This is a genomic window from Streptomyces sp. NPDC059037, assembly GCF_042740015.1.
GTDB lineage: Bacteria > Actinomycetota > Actinomycetes > Streptomycetales > Streptomycetaceae > Streptomyces.
This window is the reverse complement of the sequence record NZ_JBHYIG010000095.1, coordinates 1-18348: the sequence shown is the minus strand read 5'-3', so window position 1 is coordinate 18348 and position 18348 is coordinate 1. Positions and strand designations below refer to the sequence as shown.

13 protein-coding genes are annotated in these 18348 nt (G+C 70.4%); 6 read left to right on the top strand and 7 right to left on the bottom strand.

The features are described 5' to 3' along the window. On the bottom strand, positions 1-533 hold a 533-nt coding region (locus tag ACFWY6_RS20750; protein WP_384692315.1), incomplete at its 3' end, for a DUF4190 domain-containing protein. Between the two features lie 224 nt (positions 534-757). Then, a complete protein-coding gene (locus tag ACFWY6_RS20745; protein WP_384692313.1) occupies positions 758-2332 on the bottom strand; it encodes a S8 family serine peptidase in 1575 nt (524 codons plus the stop codon). A gap of 245 nt (positions 2333-2577) precedes the next feature. Here ACFWY6_RS20745 and ACFWY6_RS20740 point away from each other — a divergent pair, with 245 nt between their 5' ends. Together ACFWY6_RS20740 and ACFWY6_RS20735 are read left to right on the top strand one after the other, a co-directional pair. Continuing rightward, positions 2578-3684: a threonine synthase gene (locus ACFWY6_RS20740; protein ID WP_384692310.1), complete on the top strand. Its 1107-nt coding sequence runs from the start codon at positions 2578-2580 to the stop codon at positions 3682-3684. A 220-nt stretch (positions 3685-3904) separates the two neighbouring features. Continuing rightward, positions 3905-6541 carry a discoidin domain-containing protein gene (locus ACFWY6_RS20735; RefSeq protein ID WP_384692307.1) on the top strand — a complete coding sequence of 879 codons (2637 nt, stop codon included), beginning with the start codon at positions 3905-3907 and terminating at the stop codon, positions 6539-6541. Positions 6542-6565: 24 nt separating this feature from the next. Here the strand turns inward: ACFWY6_RS20735 and ACFWY6_RS20730 are convergent, their stop codons facing one another. Then, entirely contained in the window at positions 6566-7012 is a 447-nt protein-coding gene (locus ACFWY6_RS20730) for a MarR family winged helix-turn-helix transcriptional regulator (RefSeq protein WP_384692304.1), read from the bottom strand. 91 nt (positions 7013-7103) lie between these two features. Here ACFWY6_RS20730 and ACFWY6_RS20725 point away from each other — a divergent pair, with 91 nt between their 5' ends. From ACFWY6_RS20725 to fxsT, 3 genes are all read left to right on the top strand, one after another. Beyond that, positions 7104-8177, top strand: coding sequence for an SMP-30/gluconolactonase/LRE family protein (locus ACFWY6_RS20725; RefSeq protein ID WP_384692301.1), 1074 nt, complete (start codon positions 7104-7106; stop codon positions 8175-8177). Between the two features lie 149 nt (positions 8178-8326). Then, positions 8327-9814 carry a hypothetical protein gene (locus tag ACFWY6_RS20720; protein WP_384692299.1) on the top strand — a complete coding sequence of 496 codons (1488 nt, stop codon included), beginning with the start codon at positions 8327-8329 and terminating at the stop codon, positions 9812-9814. 281 nt (positions 9815-10095) lie between these two features. Next, positions 10096-14004, top strand: a complete 3909-nt coding sequence (gene fxsT, locus ACFWY6_RS20715) for an FxSxx-COOH system tetratricopeptide repeat protein (RefSeq protein ID WP_384692297.1) — start codon at positions 10096-10098, stop codon at positions 14002-14004. A gap of 56 nt (positions 14005-14060) precedes the next feature. Here fxsT and ACFWY6_RS20710 read toward each other — a convergent pair whose 3' ends face one another. From ACFWY6_RS20710 to ACFWY6_RS20695, 4 genes are all read right to left on the bottom strand, one after another. After that, positions 14061-15914, bottom strand: a complete 1854-nt coding sequence (locus tag ACFWY6_RS20710) for an HEXXH motif domain-containing protein (RefSeq protein ID WP_384692294.1) — start codon at positions 15912-15914, stop codon at positions 14061-14063. A gap of 32 nt (positions 15915-15946) precedes the next feature. Continuing rightward, complete coding sequence (locus tag ACFWY6_RS20705) at positions 15947-16114, bottom strand: hypothetical protein (protein WP_266870481.1); 168 nt, start codon at positions 16112-16114, stop codon at positions 15947-15949. Positions 16115-16238: 124 nt separating this feature from the next. Then, positions 16239-17300 (bottom strand): trypsin-like peptidase domain-containing protein, encoded by a 1062-nt coding sequence (locus ACFWY6_RS20700; protein ID WP_384692291.1) that lies wholly within the window; start codon positions 17298-17300, stop codon positions 16239-16241. Positions 17301-17314: 14 nt separating this feature from the next. After that, on the bottom strand, positions 17315-17614 hold the full coding sequence (locus ACFWY6_RS20695; protein WP_384692288.1) for a trypco2 family protein: 300 nt from the start codon (positions 17612-17614) through the stop codon (positions 17315-17317). Positions 17615-18049: 435 nt separating this feature from the next. Between ACFWY6_RS20695 and ACFWY6_RS20690 the strand changes: the two genes are divergently transcribed. Then, positions 18050-18244 (top strand): hypothetical protein, encoded by a 195-nt coding sequence (locus tag ACFWY6_RS20690; protein ID WP_384692285.1) that lies wholly within the window; start codon positions 18050-18052, stop codon positions 18242-18244. Positions 18245-18348: the final 104 nt, after the last annotated feature.

The window sequence follows — 18348 nt, the reverse complement described above, 5'->3', positions numbered from 1 at the left end:
CGGCCCCGGCGGCCCCGCCCCCACGCGCCCACTGGCGCCACCCGGCGCCGGGCGTGCGCGCCTTCGAGATCGCTGTCGGGGACGTTGAAGCACTCGCCCTTGTCGATGGGGAACGCGGAGGAGTTCCGGGACTCGCGCGCGGCCTCCTTGAAGCCCTCCACGAAGTCCCGCGCGCCCCCGGTGACGACGGCGAGCACCAGAAGCACGATGCCGACGACGGAGAGGATGCTGCCCGCGATCGCCATCCCCTTGCCGCGCTCGCCCTTCTTCGAGATCTGCGCGAGCGCGACCAGGCCGAGGATCAGGCCGACGGCGGGCAGGAAGCAGAGGATGCCGAGCACGAGCGAGGCGATCGCGAAACCGTTGACCGGCGGGCGGGAGTACGGCGAGTACGCGCCCGGCCACCGCTGATACGGGACCTGGGGCCCGCCGTGCACGCCCGGGTACGGGGCCTGCGGAGGCGGCCCGTAGACCCCCTGCCCATGCTGCTGCGGAGGGCGGCCACCGAGGTCGGGCGGCGGGGGTATGTCCACGAGTACCGTGCTCCTGGTTCGGGTGGGTCGGTCGATGCGGGAGCTTCGCATCGTATGCGGGACACAGACGGGGGATGAAATGCGGACATGCAGCACAATAGTGCGCGGCCTCGTCCTCGCGGCAGGCCGAGTCACCGACCCGGAGCCGTACCGCGAGGACGAGGATCAACAGGAGCAAGGCAGTTCACGGCCTCAGGCCTGCAACTGACGCCTGGAACTACTGCCTAGAACTGCAGCCCCCAGGAGTCGATCTTCCCGACGTCCTGCGCCGCGTTGTCGCTCACGCGCAGCTTCCACGTGCCATTGGCCGTCTCGGACGACGCGTTCACCGTGTAGGTGGTGTTGATGTCGTCCGAGCTGCCGCCGGTGCCGTAGCCCTTCAGCGTGTACGCGGTGCCGTCGGGCGCGATCAGCTGCACCTGGAGGTCACCTACGTAGGTGTGCTTGATGGCGACCGGCACGCTCAGGGCGGCGGGAGCCCTGCCCGCCACACCGCTCACGGTGACCGGCGACTCGACGGTGGAGTGGTCACTGATCGCGAAGTCGGTCGTGTTTTCAAACTTGGGACCCGGAGGGTTCGTCGAGCCGGCGCCCACGTTCAGGAGGCGGTTCGGCGAGCCCGATCCGGGGCTGGTGACAACGCCCGTGGAGGACGCGGCGACCAGCGCCGCGGACACCTGCGCCGGGGTCGCCGTGCGGTTGTCCGCGAGGTAGAGCGCCGCGGCACCCGCGGTGTGCGGGGACGCCATCGACGTACCGGAGATGGTGTTCGTCGCCGTGTCGCTGGTGTTCCAGGCCGAGGTGATGGACGAGCCGGGCGCGAACAGGTCGAGGATGGTGCCGTAGTTGGAGTAGCTCGCCTTGGCGTCCGTGCTCGTGGTGGCGCCGACCGTGATGGCCTCGGCCACGCGCGCGGGAGAGCGGGTCGAGGCGTCGACGCTCTCGTTGCCCGCCGCGACGGCGAAGGTGATGCCGGACGCGACGGCGTTGCGTACGGCCGTGTCCAGGGCGCTGTCGGCGCCGCCGCCGAGCGACATGTTCGCGACGGCCGGCTTGACCGCGTTCCGGGTGACCCAGTCGATGCCGGCGACGACCTGCGCGGTGGTGCCGGAACCCTGGTTGTTCAGGACGCGGACGCCGACGACCTTCGCCTTCTTGGCGACTCCGTAGGCACCGCCCGCGACCGTGCCCGCGACATGCGTGCCGTGGCCGTGGCCGTCCTGTGCGGTGTTGTCGTTGTCGATCGCGTCATAGCCGTACGAGGCACGGCCGCCGAAGTCGCTGTGGCTGATGCGGACTCCGGTGTCGATGACGTACGCGGTGACGCCCTCGCCTGCGGTGTCCGGGTAGGTGTAGGAGTTGTTCAGCGGGAGCGTCTTCTGGTCGATGCGGTCCAGGCCCCAGGACGGCGGGTTGGGCTGGGTGCCGTCGACCGTGAACGTCCGGTTCTGCACGACGGATTCGACCGCCGGGTCCGCGGCGAACTTCTTGGCCTGGGCGGCGGAGAGCTCGACCGCATAGCCGTTGAGGGCCTCCTTGTACGTGCGCTTGATGTCGGCGCCGTACTCCTTGGCCAGTGCCTTGCCCGCCTTGGAGTCCGCCTTCGCGGCGTCCTCGTCGAGGCTGACGATGTAGCTGCCCGCTATCGTGCCGGGCGCGCCGGCGTTCTCGATCGTGCCTTCCGCCTGGCCCGGCTGCGCGGCCGCGGGGAGGGCGGAGACGACGCCGAGGGCGAGAGCCGCGACCGCTGTCGCGCTGATCCCTGCCAGTCTTCGGCGGGTATGACGCATCACTGCCATCTGAGGGGTCCTCCTCAATAGGTGGTGCGCTGGTGGGGGATTGGTGCTGGTGGTGCCCACACGCACGGAGGCAAACGGCAGGAACATGTCAAACCATGGGGCCGACGGCACCCGCTCTCGCCTTCGTCGGGACGAAAGATTGGCGGATCCATAGGAATCCCACAAGGGTCAGGACCGGACGTAACACGACCGCCACGCACCCGCCATGACACAACGGCCCCAACTGTCACAACTAGCCTGCCCACATGACAGCATTGCCGGATTATTTCTGTCCCACCGACGGCACCCGCGTCCCCCCGGGCACCCTCGCCTGGTGCTGCCCCGTCTGCCGCGGCCCCCTGGACCTGGACTTCTCCCCCAATCCCGGCCCGCTGAAGTCCCTTGCCGGAAGGGTCAATTCACTGTGGCGGTACGCGGAATCCCTGCCGCTGCCCGCCCCCGATTTCTCGCTCGGCGAGGGCCGCACGCCGCTCGTACCGCTGGATGGCGGGATTTCGGCCAAGCTCGACTTCCTGATGCCGACGCTCTCCTTCAAGGACCGCGGCGCGGTCATGCTCGCCGCGCTCGCGGCGCGGCTCGGCCCGGACCGGGTGATCGCCGACAGCAGCGGCAACGCGGGCACGGCGATCGCCGCCTACTGCGCGCGGGCCGGACTGCCCTGCACGGTCTACGTCCCGGCCGGCACGTCGCCGAAGAAGCTGGAGCAGATCGGCGCGCACGGGGCGCGGCTCGAAATCGTCCACGGGGGCCGCGAGCAGACGGCCCTGACGGCCCGCGAGGCCGCCGACGAACCCGGCACGTTCTACGCCTCCCACGTGTACAACCCGTACTTCCTGCACGGCACCAAGACGTACGTCCTGGAGCTGTGGGAGGACCTGGGCGGCCGGCTGCCCGACGCCCTGGTCGTGCCCGTGGGCAACGGCACGCTGCTCCTGGGGGCCGCGCTCGCGGTGCGGGAGCTGCACTCCGCGGGGCTGATCGCGAAGGCGCCCACGCTGTACGCCGTGCAGGCCGCGGCGGTCGCCCCGCTGGCCGAGGCATGGCGCGCGGGCGCCGACGAGCCCCTGGGCAACACCCCGATGGTGCCCACGTTCGCCGAGGGCATCGCGATTCCGCAGCCGCCCCGCGCCCGGCAGATCCTGCGGACGGTCCGCGGATCCGGCAGTGCGTTCCTGACGGCGACGGAGGCCCAGATCGCGGCCGCCCAACTCGACTTGGCGGGGCGGGGGTTGTACGTCGAGGCGACCGGGGTGGCGTGCTGGGCCGCCGTACGGGACGGGGCACTGGGCGAGCGGACGGCCGTGGTCCCGCTGTGCGGGGCGGGTTTGAAATCGGGACTCGCCTCAGTTTGAAATCGGGACTCGCCTCGGTTCGAGATCAGGACTCGTCTCGGTTCGAGATCAGGACTCGTCTCGGTTCGAGATCAGGACTCGTCTCAGTTTGAAACCAGGACCCGCCTCAGTTTGAGATCAGGACGGACGTGCAAACCCCGCCCGGCGGCCAGGCGCCCACCCGTGGGACCCAGAGGCGCGCCACCCCACTTCGGGCGGCGCGCCCGCGCATCGTCGCCCTGTGACCCTCCGCACCGCCACGCTCCTGGCCGCAGCCCTCGTCGCCGCGTCCACTCCCGTACCGGCCGCGCAGGCCGACCAGCCACGCCCTCCGGCCGACTGCGCGCCCACAGCCGGCTGGGCGCCCTCCACCACGAAACGCACCTCTCCGAAGGACACGTACGCCCCCTACGTGGGCAACGGCTACCTCGGCACCCGCGTCCCGCCCGCCGGAGCCGGCTACTCCGCGCCCGTCAAGGACCAGAAGACCGGCTGGCCCCTCTACACACCCCGGTACGACGGCGCCTTCGCGGCGGGCCTCTACGCGCGCGGGCCCCGCAGCACCGCGGGACGCGAGGCCATCGCCGCCCTGCCCGCCTGGACGGCGCTCGACGTCACCGTGGGCGGCGAGACGTACGGACCCGGCAGCCGCGTATCGGACTACCGGCAGACCTTGCACCTGCGCTGCGGCTTCGTCCGGACCTCGCTCACCTGGACCACCGCCGACGGCCGCCGCACCGACCTGACGTACGACGTCCTGGCCGACCGCGAGCACGCCCACACCGGCGCCGTACGCCTGCGACTCACCCCCCACTGGACCGGCGACACACAGGTCACCGACCGCATCGACGGCCGGGGCGCACGCCGCATGGCGCAGACGGGCGGCGGCGCCAGCGGGGAGCGCACCATGGACGTCACCTTCCGCACGGACGGCACCCGTACGGACGGCGCGGTGGCGTCCACTCTGGTGGCCCCTGGAGAGGCCCGCCGGGCCCGTCAGGCGCGCCCGGCAGGGAAGTTGGGCGTCAGCCAGTCCGCCGCCTTCCCCGTCCACGACGGCGCCACCTACGACGTCACCAAGTACGTCGGCGTCGACACCGCCCTCACCTCGCGCGCCCCGCACAGCGACGCCCGCGCCGCGTCGCTGCGCGCGGCCGGGCTCGGCTGGCCCGCGCTCTTCGCCGCGCACACCGCGGCCTGGCGGCAGCTGTGGTCGTCCGGCATCGAGATCCCCGGGCGGCCCGATCTCCAACTCTGGGCGCGTTCGGCCCAGTACGGGCTCCTGTCGTCCACCCGCCGCGGCGCCCGCGACAGCATCGCGCCCGCCGGTCTGACCAGCGACAACTACGCGGGCATGATCTTCTGGGACGCCGAGACCTGGATGTACCCGGCGCTGCTCGCGTTCCGCCCCGAACTCGCCCGCCCCGTCCTGGAGTACCGCAACGCCACCAGCGAGGCAGCCCGCGACAACGCTGCGAAGACCGCCGTGAAGGGCCTCTTCTACCCCTGGACGAGCGCGAGCCGCGGCGCCCTGTGGTCGGAGTGCCAGAGCTGGTATCCACCCCACTGCGTCCAGCAGAACCACCTCCAGGGCGACATCGCGCTGGCCGCCTGGCAGTACTACCTCGCGACCGGCGACCGCGCCTGGCTCCGCTCGCGAGGCTGGCCGCTCCTGAAGGGCATCGCCGCGTACTGGACGTCGCGCACCACTTCCAATGAAGACGGCAGTCATTCAATCCAGAACGTCGCGGGTCCGGACGAGTACAGCAACGGCGTGACGGACGGCGTCTACACGAACGCGGTCGCCGCCACCGCCCTGCGCTCGGCCGTCCGCGCGGCCCGTGTGCTCGGCGAGACCGCCCCTGCGGCCTGGGCCAGGACCGCCGACCGCATCCGGATCCCGTACGACCCGAAGCGCAAGATCTATCTCCAGTACGCGGGTTACAAGGGATCGACCATCAAGCAGGCCGACACCGTGCTCCTGACGTACCCGCTGGACTGGCCGATGCCCAAGGGCGCCGCGGCCGCGACCCTCGACTACTACAGCGCGCGCACCGATCCCGACGGGCCCGCGATGACGGACTCCGTGCACGCGATCGACGCGGCCGCCATCGGTGCGCCGGGCTGCTCGGCGTACACCTTCCTGCAGCGGTCCGTACGCCCCTTCATGCGCGGCCCGTTCGCCCTGTTCTCGGAGTCGCGCGGCGAGAAGGCGGGCGCGGGCGACGCGCTCGCGGGCTCCCCCGCGCAGGACTTCCTCACCGGGAAGGGCGGCTTCCTGCAGGTCTTCACGCACGGCCTGACGGGGCTGCGCCTGCGCGAGGACTCCGTAGAGCTCGATCCGACGCTTCCCCCGCAGCTCAAGAGCGGTGTGACCGTGCGCGGGGCGCACTGGCGGGGACGCACGTACGACATCGCGATCGGCCCCAAGGAGACGACGGTCCGGCTCGCTTCGGGCCGGCCCTTCACCATCGACACCCCGAAGGGCCGCGTCACGGTCGCCGAGAACGCCCCCGCGGTCCTGAAGACCCGCCGTCCCGACCTGACGCCGACGGCGGACCTGGCCCGCTGCCGCCCTGCGAAGGCCACCTCCGAAGACCCCGGTCTGTACGCGGCCGCCGCCGTGGACGGCAACCGCGTCACGGCCTGGTCGCCCACCGCGGACAAGTCATCCCTGACGGTGGACCTGGGGCGAAGGACGAAGGTCGGCACGGTCACTCTGAAGTGGGCGGTCAAGCCGGCCCGCCACCGGGTCGAGACATCGGCGGACGGCCGCTCGTGGCACTCCCCGGGCACGCGGCCGGTCCGCTACGTACGCCTCACGGTCCAGGCGCCCGAGAAGGCACCGGAGCTGAGCGAACTGACCGTCACCGACTGAGCGCCGGACACGTCCCCGGCCGGGTCACTGGTCGGACCGCACCGAGTCGAGCAGGGCGGCGCACCGGCCGAGCAGGCCGACAAGGGCCGCCCGCTCCTCCTCGGTGAACTCGGCGGCCAGCGCCCGCTCGACCCGCACCGCCGCGCCGTCCGCCTGCGCCATGACCGACTCGCCCTCCTCGGTGAGGCGGGTCTCCAGGACATTGCGGTGCCACTCGTGAGGGGTGCGCTCGATGAGGCCGCGCTCCTGGAGGTTCTTCAGGACCGTGTTCATGGTCGGCGGCGTCACCCCGCACAGCCGGGCAAGGGCGGCGGCGGAGATGCCGGGCTTCTCGCTGAGGTAGAGCAGCGCCGCGTACTGCGGAACGGTCAGCCCCGCCGGCTTCAGCGCCGCGTGCTTGGCCGCGTTGAGGGCCCGCTCGGCCCGCTTGATGTGGGAACCGAGGCGATCGGACGCGGGCAAGGAGGTCATCTCCGCATCGTAATGGCCATACGAAAGGCGATACCTCTCATCAAAATTCGAACCTTGACGAGCATTAGAGCTCTAACTTAGTTTCGTGTTCATGCCCAACGCGAAGAGGTACCGCAGCTCCCTGACCATCGCCGCGACGCTGACCGCCCTGGCCGCCACCCCGCTCCTGCCCACGGCCACCGCCAAGACCGGACCGCCGCCGCCGCCGCGCACAACCAACACCCAGAGCTCCCCGACCCAGCACCACGCACATGTCTCCACGGCCTACGAGCTGCCCGGCGACCGCGCCTATCCCGAGGGCATCGCCGCCGACCCCCGCACCGGCGACGTCTACGTCGGCTCGTACGCGACGGGAGCCGTCTACAAGGCGACGCCGGGCAAGCGGGCGGCCGAAGTGTTCCTGCCCGCGGGAACCGACGGCCGCAAGACCGCCAACGGCCTGAAGGTGGACCGTTCCGGGCGGCTGTGGGTGACCGACTCGACGGCCGGAGTCGCGGTGTACGACCTGCGCAGCCGCGCTCTCATCGCCCGCTTCGACGTTCCGGGCACGCCGGGCGGCGAGCCCCGCATGGTCAATGACGTGACCATCGCGGCGGACGGCACCGCCTATCTGACCGACAGCTTCCGTGCCGTCATCTACCGCGTCACACCTGCCCAGTTGGAGAAGACCGCCCGGCACGAAGGACGACGCGGCGAGCTCACCGCACACCTCGACCTGAGCGGCGCCCTGGAGCCGCAGCCGGCCGGCACCTTCACCCTCAACGGCCTCGTGGCCGACCCCACCGACCCCACGGGCCGCCGCCTGTTCACCGTCGACATGACCGGCGGCGACCTCTACCGCGTCGACACGGCATCCGGCGAGATCCGCAAAGTCACCCTGCACGGCGGGGACTTGACCAACGGCGACGGTCTGGAACTGCGCGGCAGCACCCTGTGGGCCGTACACAACACGACCAACTCCATCACCCGCTGGCGCCTGACGGACGGCGGGGCGGCGGCCCGCCTGGAACGCCGCGTCACGGACGAGGCACTCCAGATCCCGACCACCCTGGTCCGGTCGCACGGACGCACCCTGGTGGTCCGCTCGCAGTTCGACAAGGGCGGCCCGATGGGACCCGGCACTCCGACAACTCCGTTCACTGTGGCGGCAGTTGACGGCATCTGACGGATGAGGTCGGCGGCGGGCAACAAATGACCAACGGTTCCCCCCGGTGATGGCCGGAGACCTGCCATGCGCGCAACTGTGGTCGTACGCTTGTCGGCACCATCGATACGACAGCGCTGGCTGCTGGTGGCGATCGGGAGGTCACGGGGGTGGAACGCAGCCCTGCGAGGGTTCGCAACGAATTGGTCGCCGACATCGTCGACGTACTGCAGGAATCGAGCACGGTACGGCAGGGGAACAGCGCGGACCTCTGGGTGAGCATGCTCAACAAGGAACTGAGCTCGCCGGTTGAACCCCTGCGCAGTGAAGCGCTGCGGCCCTGGCTGCTGCGCCTGGTGGAGCACTGCGCTCAGATCCCCGACGGGCTGCCGTGCCTCGTCCGCTGCCTGGGGTATCTGGAGCAGCGGTCTTCCGCCATTTCGTCGCTGCTGCGCCTGGTGGACGAATGGGAGGCCGTGGACTTCTTCGACGGTGCCGACCTGCATCCGCTGCAGCCGGTCCTGCGGGAGATCCGCTCCACTTCCGCACTGGCCGCCCTGGCCCGGCGCGCGAGCCGCTCACGCACCCAGGAGCTGCCCGCGTGGTGCGACACGGGATGGGCAGTCTTCCTACGGCTGGCCGGCGGCAACTCCGCTGCGAAGGAACTCCCCGTGAGCATGGCGTTCCTGGCCCTTGCCGCCGACCGGCTCGTGGAGGAAGGGAACATGGAGGCAGCCGAGGACCTGCGTCGCTGGAACCGCGGGCAGGCCCGCGCCTGGGGCCTCGAGGAGAAGATGGCCGACTGGCAGCGCGGTGTCGTCGACCAGCACGCACCACAGCCTCCTATGGTGCCCGCGTATCTGATGATCCAGTTCGAGCCCGACGGAGTGGATCCGGACCGCTATTTCCTCTCCCACTGGCGGCAGTCCGACGCGGAAGGCTGGCATCCGGTCCCCGGCGAGACCCTCCATCTGCACCGCGACGATCTGCCCGCCGAAGTGGAGACGCTCATCGAGCAGACCGAGGAGCGCTGGTCGGACCTGAGGCAGCCGGTCGTCCTGGAATTCATCCTCCCGTGGGAACTCCTTGGGGAGCCGGTGGAGTGGTGGCACAAGGAGTCCTCCACCCTGTCCCCGACCCCACTGGTGATGGACTACTCCGTACTCGTGCGCAGTTTCGAGCGCCTGCGCAAGGCGGCCTGGCACCGCCCCTGGCACAACAAATGGCGGCAGCTCAAGGAGCGGCCCGCCGAGAGCCACCCCTACTGGAAGCAGCCCGAGCAGTCGCACTTCCACCTGGAGCGCGAACTGAAGGAGGACGACCACGCGGTCTGTCTGGTCCTGAGCCAGCCACCGGGCACCGACTCCCGTTCCAGTCACCAGGAGTTCATGGCGGGCCTGCGGGCGGGCGTCCCCGCGATGATCTGGCATCGAGGCGACTGCGGCGATCCGGCCTTCAGGGAAGCGGTCGCCGACCTGGTCCAGGACCGAGGGCTCTCCGGGCTCCTCAACCGCGCCGGAAATTGGCGCAAGGAGGCTCTGGCGCTGGGCCCCGAGGGCTGGGACAACCACGTGGGACGCCACCTGGCGATCCTGCTCGACGATCCGGAACGCAGACCCGGGCCGCCCGGCCCCGACCGTGCGCCGGTGACGACTTGAACGGGATCACCGGCCACATGTCCCTGAACCTCCCGCACCCGGCGAGAGGGGGTGCCGCGCCGTGAACCGGCAAGACTCCGCTGCCGTGCGGCTGTTTCACGCCGGAAGCCCCAGAAGGACGTCTCCTAGCATGTTTTCCGTGCGCCCCGGCCCATGCCGCCGTACCCCCTTGCTTGCAGTGCGGGCGCACTGCCACGCTTCGCGTGTGGATGTCACGCACGCCCGTGCTCTGCGGGACTCCGCACAACTGTCAGCGTCACCACCACGCCTTGAGGGCGCATATGCGGAACGATGACGATGGGCAGCGGCAAGGACCGGCTACGCGGGCACGTCGTGAAGCCGCGTCCGTCCTCGGCAGGCTCGGGCAGTCCGACCCCGGCCGGTCGGGCAGACAGGAGCGCGCGGAAGCGATCCTCGTCATCGACACCCATGTGACGATGCGCGTCTGGGACCAGGCCGTCGGCGAACTGATCGGTGAGCTGAACCGCGCGGGGGACTTCTCGCGCGTACGCGTACTGCGACTGCTCGGCACCGACGAGACGGACCCGGCCAGGCTGCGCCCCGAGGAACCGCTCGGGGGCGCAACCGACGACCCGCGCCGGGTGATTCTCGTGGTGACCGACGGGCTCGGCGCCGCATGGCGTTCGGGCGCCGTCATGCCCCTGCTGCGCGCCTGGGGGCGCATGTGTCCGGCCGCCGTGGTCCATGTGCTCCCCCAGCAGCTCTGGTACCGCACGGGGCTCGACGTCTCCCGGTTCCGGCTGCGCGCCGCCCGCCCCTGGGCCGCCAACAGCGAGCTGGAATGGGAGCTGCGCGAGGCCCCGGTGGAGTCACGCGACCCGGACGAGCCGGACGTCGAGTCGGACGCGGTCCTCGTACCGGTCCTGGCACTGACCAACCGCTGGGCAGAGGCCTGGACGCACCTCGTCATGGGCCCCGAGTCGCCATGGCTGGAAATGACCGCCGTCCGTGCGCGGGAGTGGAAGCGCAGGCCCGACGCAGCGCGCGCCCTGCCCTGGACGGACGACGTTCCCGACCCGCACAGCACGGTGCCGGCGGCGGAACGCGTATCGGACTTCCGGGCCGGAGCGTCGCCCACGGCCTTCACCCTCGCCACCCGCTTATCCGCCGCTCCCCTCAGTCTTCCGCTCATCCGCAAGGTCCTGGAGACCACACCGGGAGCGGGCCCCGTGCACGCGTCGGAACTGCTGATGAGCGGACTCGTCCGGCCCAGCGGGGCACAAGGCGACGAAGTGACGGATGTGACGTTCTCCTTCGCCCCCAACGTTCGCGAGGAGCTGCTCGCACTGGGCCGCCGCAGCGACACGGCACGGATTCTGCACGACGTACGCGCCTTATTGGCAAGGGACGGCACAGCAGCGGCCGCCCTCCTGCCCTCGCCCGCAGAACCCCTGGACACCTTGGCCATGCCTCGGGTGAACAGCCGCAATATCGGTTTCCTCCGCGTCGAATTAGCCGCGCTGAGGGCACTCTCCGGACGCTTTATGCAGCGCGCCGCCCTGCTCGCAGGGGTACTTGGCTGGCACGATCGTCGCTACGCAGTCAGCCTGGAGAAAAGCGGTGGAACCCCTGTCTCTCGGCCCGATTCCGAAGGAGCATCGGTGATGTCGACTACGCCCCAGCAAACGGTAGAGGGGGACCGCACATCACAGCCGCGCGTCTGGGGAAATCTACCGCCACGCAACCCCAATTTCACCGGCCGCACAGAGCTGCTCGAACTGCTCGGCGAGCGCTTGCGGGAAGGCACGACGACCGTGCTTCCCGAGGCGATTCACGGCATGGGCGGAGTGGGCAAGACCCAGCTGGCCATCGAGTACGCATATCGCCATCAGGGTGAATACGACATCGTTTGGTGGATTCCCTCCGAACGGCCAGGACAGATCGGCCAGGCGCTGGTGGAACTGGCCGGACGCCTGGGTCTGGAGACCAGCACCGAGGCGAACATCGCCGGTCCCGCGGTGCGTGAGGCACTGCGCGAGGGCCGTCCTTTCTCCCGCTGGCTGCTCATCTTCGACAATGCCGACAACCCCGAGCAGGTACGCCATTACTTCCCCACCGGAGGCAACGGCACGATCCTGGTGACCTCCCGAAACAGGCGGTGGGGGCTCGTCGGCGGCTCCCTCGAAGTGGACGTCTTCACCCGCGAGGAGAGCAAGGAACTCCTGCGCCACTCGGGGCCGCCGCTCCAGGACGAAGAGGCCGATCAGCTGGCCGAGGCGCTGGGAGACCTGCCGCTCGCCCTGGAACAGGCCGCGGCCTGGCGCGCGGAGACGGGAATGCCCGCATCCGAATATCTGCGGCTCTTCGAGAACAAGCGCACGGAACTCCTCGAGGTCGCCCCGCCGCCGGACTACCAACTGCCGGTCGCCGCCGCCTGGAACGTCTCGTTGGACCATTTGGAGACCCGCAGCCCCTCGGCCCTGCGCCTGTTGCAGCTCTGCTCCTACTTCGCGCCGGACCCGATTTCACGTTCCATTTTCTCCGGGCTCGGAAACAGCAGCATTTTCCCCGAGCTCGACGCGACACTGAACGACCCGATGCGCCTGGCGCGAGCCATAAGGGAGGTGAACCGCTACTCCCTCGCACGCATCGACCACCGTACGAACTCGATCGAAATGCACCGCCTGGTTCAGCTCGTCCTGAACAACCGCATGACCCCCGAGGAGCAGTCCCGTATGCGCCATGGCGCCCACACTCTGCTGGCCGCCGCTGACCCGAAGGCACCCAACGCCGCCGCCAACTGGCCGCGTTACGCGGAGCTCTACGGTCACGTCATCGCCTCTGACGCCATCAAGTCCGATCAGCCCTGGGTGCGTCAGCTCGTCATGAACATCGCCCGGTATCTCTACTACTGGGGCGACCACGAGGTGTCGCTCGACTTCTCCGAGCAGGCCTGGGAGACCTGGCAGACCGTCTTCGGCGAGGAGGACCAGCAGACGCTCCTCATGGGGCAGTGGCTCTGCTACATCTACTGGGTCCTCGGCCGCCACCGCGAAGCCGTCGACTTGGTCGCCAAGCTCAAGGAGATCTACGAACGCACCGCCCCCGAAGGCCGCGAGGACACCCGCGAGGACGCGCTCGCCGCGATCAACCTGGAAGCGGCCGTGCGCCGCGTCGAGGGCGAGTTCGCCGCCGGAGCCCAACTGGACGCCACGGTGTACGAGCGGGCCCGCGTCGCCTTCGGCGAGGAGGACCCCACCACCCTGGAGGCCGCCCACAACCTCGGCACGAGCCTGCGCCAGGCCGGCGAATTCCGTAAGGCCCTCGAACTGGACGAGCACACCCTGGCACTGCGCCTGCGTGTCCTGGGCCAGGACCACCAGCGGACGCTGATGACGGAGAGCAACGTAGCCATCGACGTACGCGAAACAGGTGACTACGTAGGAGCACGCGCACGCCAGCAGGCCGTCCTGGACGCCTACCGCGATGTCTTCGGCCGCGGCAATCCCGCGACGATCGGCACGGTGCGCCAGCTCAGCGAGGCGTGCCGCAAGGCGGGCGACCACACCCAGGCCCTTGAGCTCGCCACCGAGGCGTACTCGAAGTTCACCCGGCGCTACGGCGACACCCACCCCTCGTCGCTGATCGCCGCCCTGACCCTGTCGGTGGCGCTGCGCCAGAACGGCGACCTGAACGCGGCACGCGAGCGCGGCGTGAAGGCCTGCCAGGAGTACCGCAACGTCTTCGCCCCGCAGCACCCGCACGTCCTGGCCGCGGACGTCGACCTCGCCGTCACGCTGCGGCTCCTGGGCCAGCCCGAGGAGGCCCGCCGTCTTGACGAGGCCGCGCTGTCCTCGCTCACCGAACGGCTCGGCCAGTCCCACCCGATCGTCCTGGCCACCGCCATCAACCTGGCCAGTGACCTGGCGGCGCTCGGCAACCACCGCGAGGCACGTGCGATCGGCCGGCAGACGCTCGAACTCTGCCGTGCCGTCCTCGGCGACGACCACCCGACCACGCTGGCGTGTGCGGGGAACCTCGCGATGGACCTCATCGAGCTGGGCGAGGAGGCCGAGGGCACCCCGCTGCGGGCCGACACCCTGGCGCGGATGGAGCGCGTGCTCGACGCACCCCGGCTGCTCTCCGAGCCGGCCACTCCGCACCCGGCCACCTTGCAGGCCAAGGCGGGACAGCGCGCCAACTGCGACATCGACCCGGTGCCGCTGTAGCGACGCCGGAGGCCATGAGCGGGGCGGGCACCACCCGCCCCGCGGTCCTTCAGGCGCTAAAGCCCCGCACGCCCCAACCACCCCGCGAGCCGCACCGGATCGGCACCCTGCCCGGTGGCGTTCTCCAGCGCGCTCTGCACGGCGCAGGCCCGCTCCGGGAAGCGCCGCAGCAGCCGCGCGGCATCCCTGTGGGCCGCCGCACCGGCAAGGGCACGCCCCAGACCGACCCAGGCGCCCAGCGGGGCGCCCTTGCCCGTCAGACGGGCGGTGAAGGCGTCCCGCGCCTCGGCCCGTTCGCCGCGGCACAGGAGTACGTCGGCCTCGTCGGCGCCCTCGACTCCGTACATGTCCCGGTCGGCGCCGCTGAGCCGGTGCCTGGCCAGGACGGCCGCGGTGTCCAGGAAGCGGCTCTCCGTGTCCGGTACGAGAACGGGCTCGCCCGCGAGAGCCGCCGGAGGCACTTCGTCCCCGCGCTGCCAGGCGAGCACCGCTTCCTCCACGGCCGAGGCGGGCGGCCGCAGATGGTGCGCCCGCCAGCGGGCCCGGTGGTCGGCGGCCACCTCCTGGGCCAGCTCCAACTCGGCGGACGGCACGTCATCGCCCATCCACCGCGCACAGCGCTCGCCGAGGACCTCCAGGACGCGACGCCCCAGCGGGGTCAGCCCTTCGTGCGTCCGTACGAGGCGGACCGTGGACGTCACTTGGGAGCGCCACAGCGCGAACTCGAAGTGCGCGAGCGGGGCTCGCCCGGCGTCGGCGGAGTGCCGATGGGCCCGCCAGAAGCGGGTGACTCCCGCGAAGGCGTAGATCCCCTGCAGCAGTCCGCCCAGCGGGCGCGGATCGTCACGCCACGGAGCGTAGAACAGCTCTTCGGACGGCTCGGGCCCGTTCAGGTTCAGCGGCCGCAGCCGCATCAGACCGCCCAGCTTGATGTGCTGGAACTCGTGCACCAGCGTCGCGGCGAGCTGTGCGGCATCGTCCGGAAGTGACGCCATCACGCCCCCGAAGGCGTCCCCGGCGGTCACGCTGTGCGGCCGGAACCTTTCTCTCGCCGGCGTCGGTGTCACCGACTTCAGCCCGACCCGCATGGCCTCCGCGGTCTCCGGCTCGTCCCGGAGCAGCACCTCCCAGGCGTCGGCGAGCACGCCCTCCCACGTCCGTGCGTCGGCGGCGGACAGCAGCACCGGTTCGGTGGGGCGGGGAAACGTCCGATAGGGATCCAACTCCTCCAGGGACAGCCACTTCTGAGGCTCCGTCACCCCGAGCTCAAGTCGGCGCACTGAGTGCCACCCCGGCCCGCCCCGAGCAGCCCCCGACGGGACCTCCACAGCACCCAGCGCCCCGGAGATCCGCACCTGCCCGTCCCGCGCGACGACTTGAGCCGTGCCCCACGGCTCCGCGCCCTCAAGTTCCGCACACCCCAGGGTCGGCAGGAACGCGACGCCACGGCGGACCGGCACGGTGATCGAGAAGTCGAGTCCGGCCCGCGCCCCCGCTGCGGCGGCCAGCGCAGACAGATGCCCCACCACCGCCCACAGCGGCGCGTCCTCGGCGGGCACACCCCTGAGCCGGCGCAGCGCCAGGGACAGCCACATCCCCGTATGCGGAGACATCAGGATGTCCTCGAAGACGTCCGGCGCCCGCCCCTGTGCACGCTCGAGCAGGGCCCATGCATCGCGGTACGAGATCGTGTCCCCACCCGCGGCGGGCGACGCGCCGCCCCCGGAAAGGCCGCCCCCGGAAAGACCGTCATGGAGCGCCCGAAGCAGCAGCATGCGGCGGCTCCGCTCGGCGGCGAGGAGCTCCTCGACCACCGCCTTGCCGCCGTCACCCCGCGCGAGGGCGTCGAATCCGGCTGCCGAGAGCCGGTGAACCGGCAGCTGCCCCGATCCCGCAGGCCTAACCGGCATGGGCCGTCCGCCACGGCGCGGCGACGGTCCCGTCAGTCGAAACGGGACGGCCCTCCGTACGACATCGTGATGGCCCGGGCCTCGTCGATGTGGTGCAGCAGCGAGTCGAGCGACTCCGCGATGGCACTGCCGTCCATGGAACGCAGCGCTTCAAGAGAAACCCCCGAGAGATCCACGAGATCGGACTCGACGGCAGGCATCGATTGCTCCACGGCTGCCAAGTCCCCTCCCGCGATTCCGTGCATGCGCTGTCCCTTTCCCCCTCATGATGACCCAGCAGGGCACGCCGCGAAACCCCGCATCCGAGCCGCCCCCGACATCAAGTCAGCAGTATTGCTCGGCCAGTTGAGCCGCCTCGCGGTCCATCCGGGCCACTTCCGACGACGGCCCTTCCACCAGACGCACGGCCTCGAGAAGCTGATCGAGCGTGCCCCGGTAACGCAGACAGGTGTGCACGATGCCGTAGATGTCCATTCTGAGCCGCGGGTCACGTGGCCGGTTGGCGGCGATCTCCGAGCTGATGCTGGCGAGCACCAGATGCAGCCCATTGGTGTCACGGAGTGCCGGAATTTCCACCAACGCGTCGACCAGTCCCATGAGTTCCTGCAGCGGCAGATCGGCGGGAAGCCCGACAAGGCTCACCGGCGCCGGCGGCCCCTGCACCACGGTGGACCCGCTCGTCTCACGCAGGGGCAGCCCCGCGTAGTGGTGGAGCTGCGCGAGATCGGCGGAGGACAGCGTGTCGTACCACCGCTCGACCCGGCTGGCCGTGAGACGGCCGTTCCCCTCCCCGCGGTGATGGGCGCTGACCACACCGACGATCGCGCCCTCGCACCACACCGCCGCGCCGGACATCCCCTCCCAGGGGGAGCGGCCCTGTTCGGGGTCGGTGCCCGGCGCGAGGACGGCCAGTTCGAGTGTGCCCTCGCGGCGGTTGGAGAGAACGGAGATGGTCCCCGTGAGGTGGCAGGAGTCGCGGTACTGGCTGGGCGAGCCGTCATCGAGGAGCCGCATGCTGTCGTTGCGCAGCTTGAAGCGGGGAAAGCCGAGCGCACTGAAGCTCAGCACCACATCGGCCTTGGGAACACCTTCGTATCGCGGGTGTTCGACCGTGGCCCCCTCCGGTGCGCCCACGATCTCGAGGAGCGCGATGTCCACGGCTTCGGCGATGAGCACGACGCGTACGTCGGCGCTCCACTCCCCCGCCAGATCGGCGTCGAAGCGCACCCGCACCGACGTCACGGGACCGGCGACCACATGCGCGGCGGTCAGTACGCATCCGTTCCCCACGCGGTATCCGGACCCGCGCCTTCCGGGCTGCCCGCCCGGCCTGCTCACCAGCACTTCGGCGACGCGCGCCGCTTCAAGACCCGCTGACTGCGGCATGGCGGCGGCCCGGCTCAGCGCTCGCGCGGGGTCTGGTCACCCGCGACGTAGGGCGGTTCTCCCGTGGCGCGGACGCGCGGCTGCAGGGTGAGGTGGACCCGGTGGGTGTTGCTTGCCGTCTGCTGGGCGGAGGCACCTGCCTCGACGACCCAGAAGCGGATCCTGCCGTCCGCCGTATCGGCCCGCTGGACGGCGAACTCCGCCTCCAGCTCCACGGCCCCCAGTTCGAAGCGCAGTTCCTCGTGCTCGGCCGCCGCCATGGCCGTGGCGAGTTCCCCACGTAACTGCGCGATCATCTCGGCGAGTTCAATCACGCCGACCCCCTACCCCCGGCGTGTCACCCCCACACGGAGGCCGGGGGCTCGGGGCAGCCGCGGTGGTTGAAGCCTTCGATCGGCACGGTGGTGAGCGCTCCGTGCCCGTGGACTCGTCGCGGTACGCGGGATCTCGGCGTAGGAATTGATGCCGCGGCCGTCCGTCCCCATCAGCAGGATATTCGTACCCCGTCCCTCATTCGGACGATTCCTCATGTCGCCGAAAACATCGATGCGTTGAACAGGGCGCGGAAATGCTTTGGCGGTTCCGAACCTTGCCGCGAGAGCGATCTTGTCCGCGTTGACCGGTGCGGCACCTTCGCGGCACGCACGAAGAACAACTCGTTCGCCCTAAGCACCGCGGTTTCACCGGTTTCCGAAACTGGAACAGTTGGAACAGATTGCTCGACACACGCCCGTCGATGGCGAGGGGATATGACTGACTTCACGATGCGATGGAATCGTCAAGGCCTGATTCCAGCGAGCAGGAATTCCCCGGAACGCCGAGTTCCGGATCCCATCTACACCTCCCTTCAGGACTCCTGGGAGCGGCAGGGCAAGACCGTGCCGGGGCGCCCCGACAAGGAGTGGCTCGCCCTCATGGCGCGCGACCACTGGCCACGGGGCTGACACGGACAGAACAGCGGGGCCCCCGGGGACCCGCGGCCCCCGGGCGCTGGCGCGGGGGGGGTCAGGGGGGGGGGTGGGGCTTTATAAAAAAAACGGTCCCCCGC

Excerpts from the sequence above, each read along its gene's own strand:
- ACFWY6_RS20745 (WP_384692313.1), bottom strand. The coding sequence starts at position 2,332 with ATGGCAGTGATGCGTCATACCCGCCGAAGACTGGCAGGGATCAGCGCG.
- ACFWY6_RS20690 (WP_384692285.1), top strand. The coding sequence starts at position 18,050 with ATGACTGACTTCACGATGCGATGGAATCGTCAAGGCCTGATTCCAGCG.
- ACFWY6_RS20730 (WP_384692304.1), bottom strand. The coding sequence starts at position 7,012 with ATGACCTCCTTGCCCGCGTCCGATCGCCTCGGTTCCCACATCAAGCGG.
- ACFWY6_RS20705 (WP_266870481.1), bottom strand. The coding sequence starts at position 16,114 with ATGCCTGCCGTCGAGTCCGATCTCGTGGATCTCTCGGGGGTTTCTCTT.
- fxsT (WP_384692297.1), top strand. The coding sequence starts at position 10,096 with ATGCGGAACGATGACGATGGGCAGCGGCAAGGACCGGCTACGCGGGCA.
- ACFWY6_RS20740 (WP_384692310.1), top strand. The coding sequence starts at position 2,578 with ATGACAGCATTGCCGGATTATTTCTGTCCCACCGACGGCACCCGCGTC.
- ACFWY6_RS20700 (WP_384692291.1), bottom strand. The coding sequence starts at position 17,300 with ATGCCGCAGTCAGCGGGTCTTGAAGCGGCGCGCGTCGCCGAAGTGCTG.
- ACFWY6_RS20710 (WP_384692294.1), bottom strand. The coding sequence starts at position 15,914 with ATGCCGGTTAGGCCTGCGGGATCGGGGCAGCTGCCGGTTCACCGGCTC.
- ACFWY6_RS20725 (WP_384692301.1), top strand. The coding sequence starts at position 7,104 with ATGCCCAACGCGAAGAGGTACCGCAGCTCCCTGACCATCGCCGCGACG.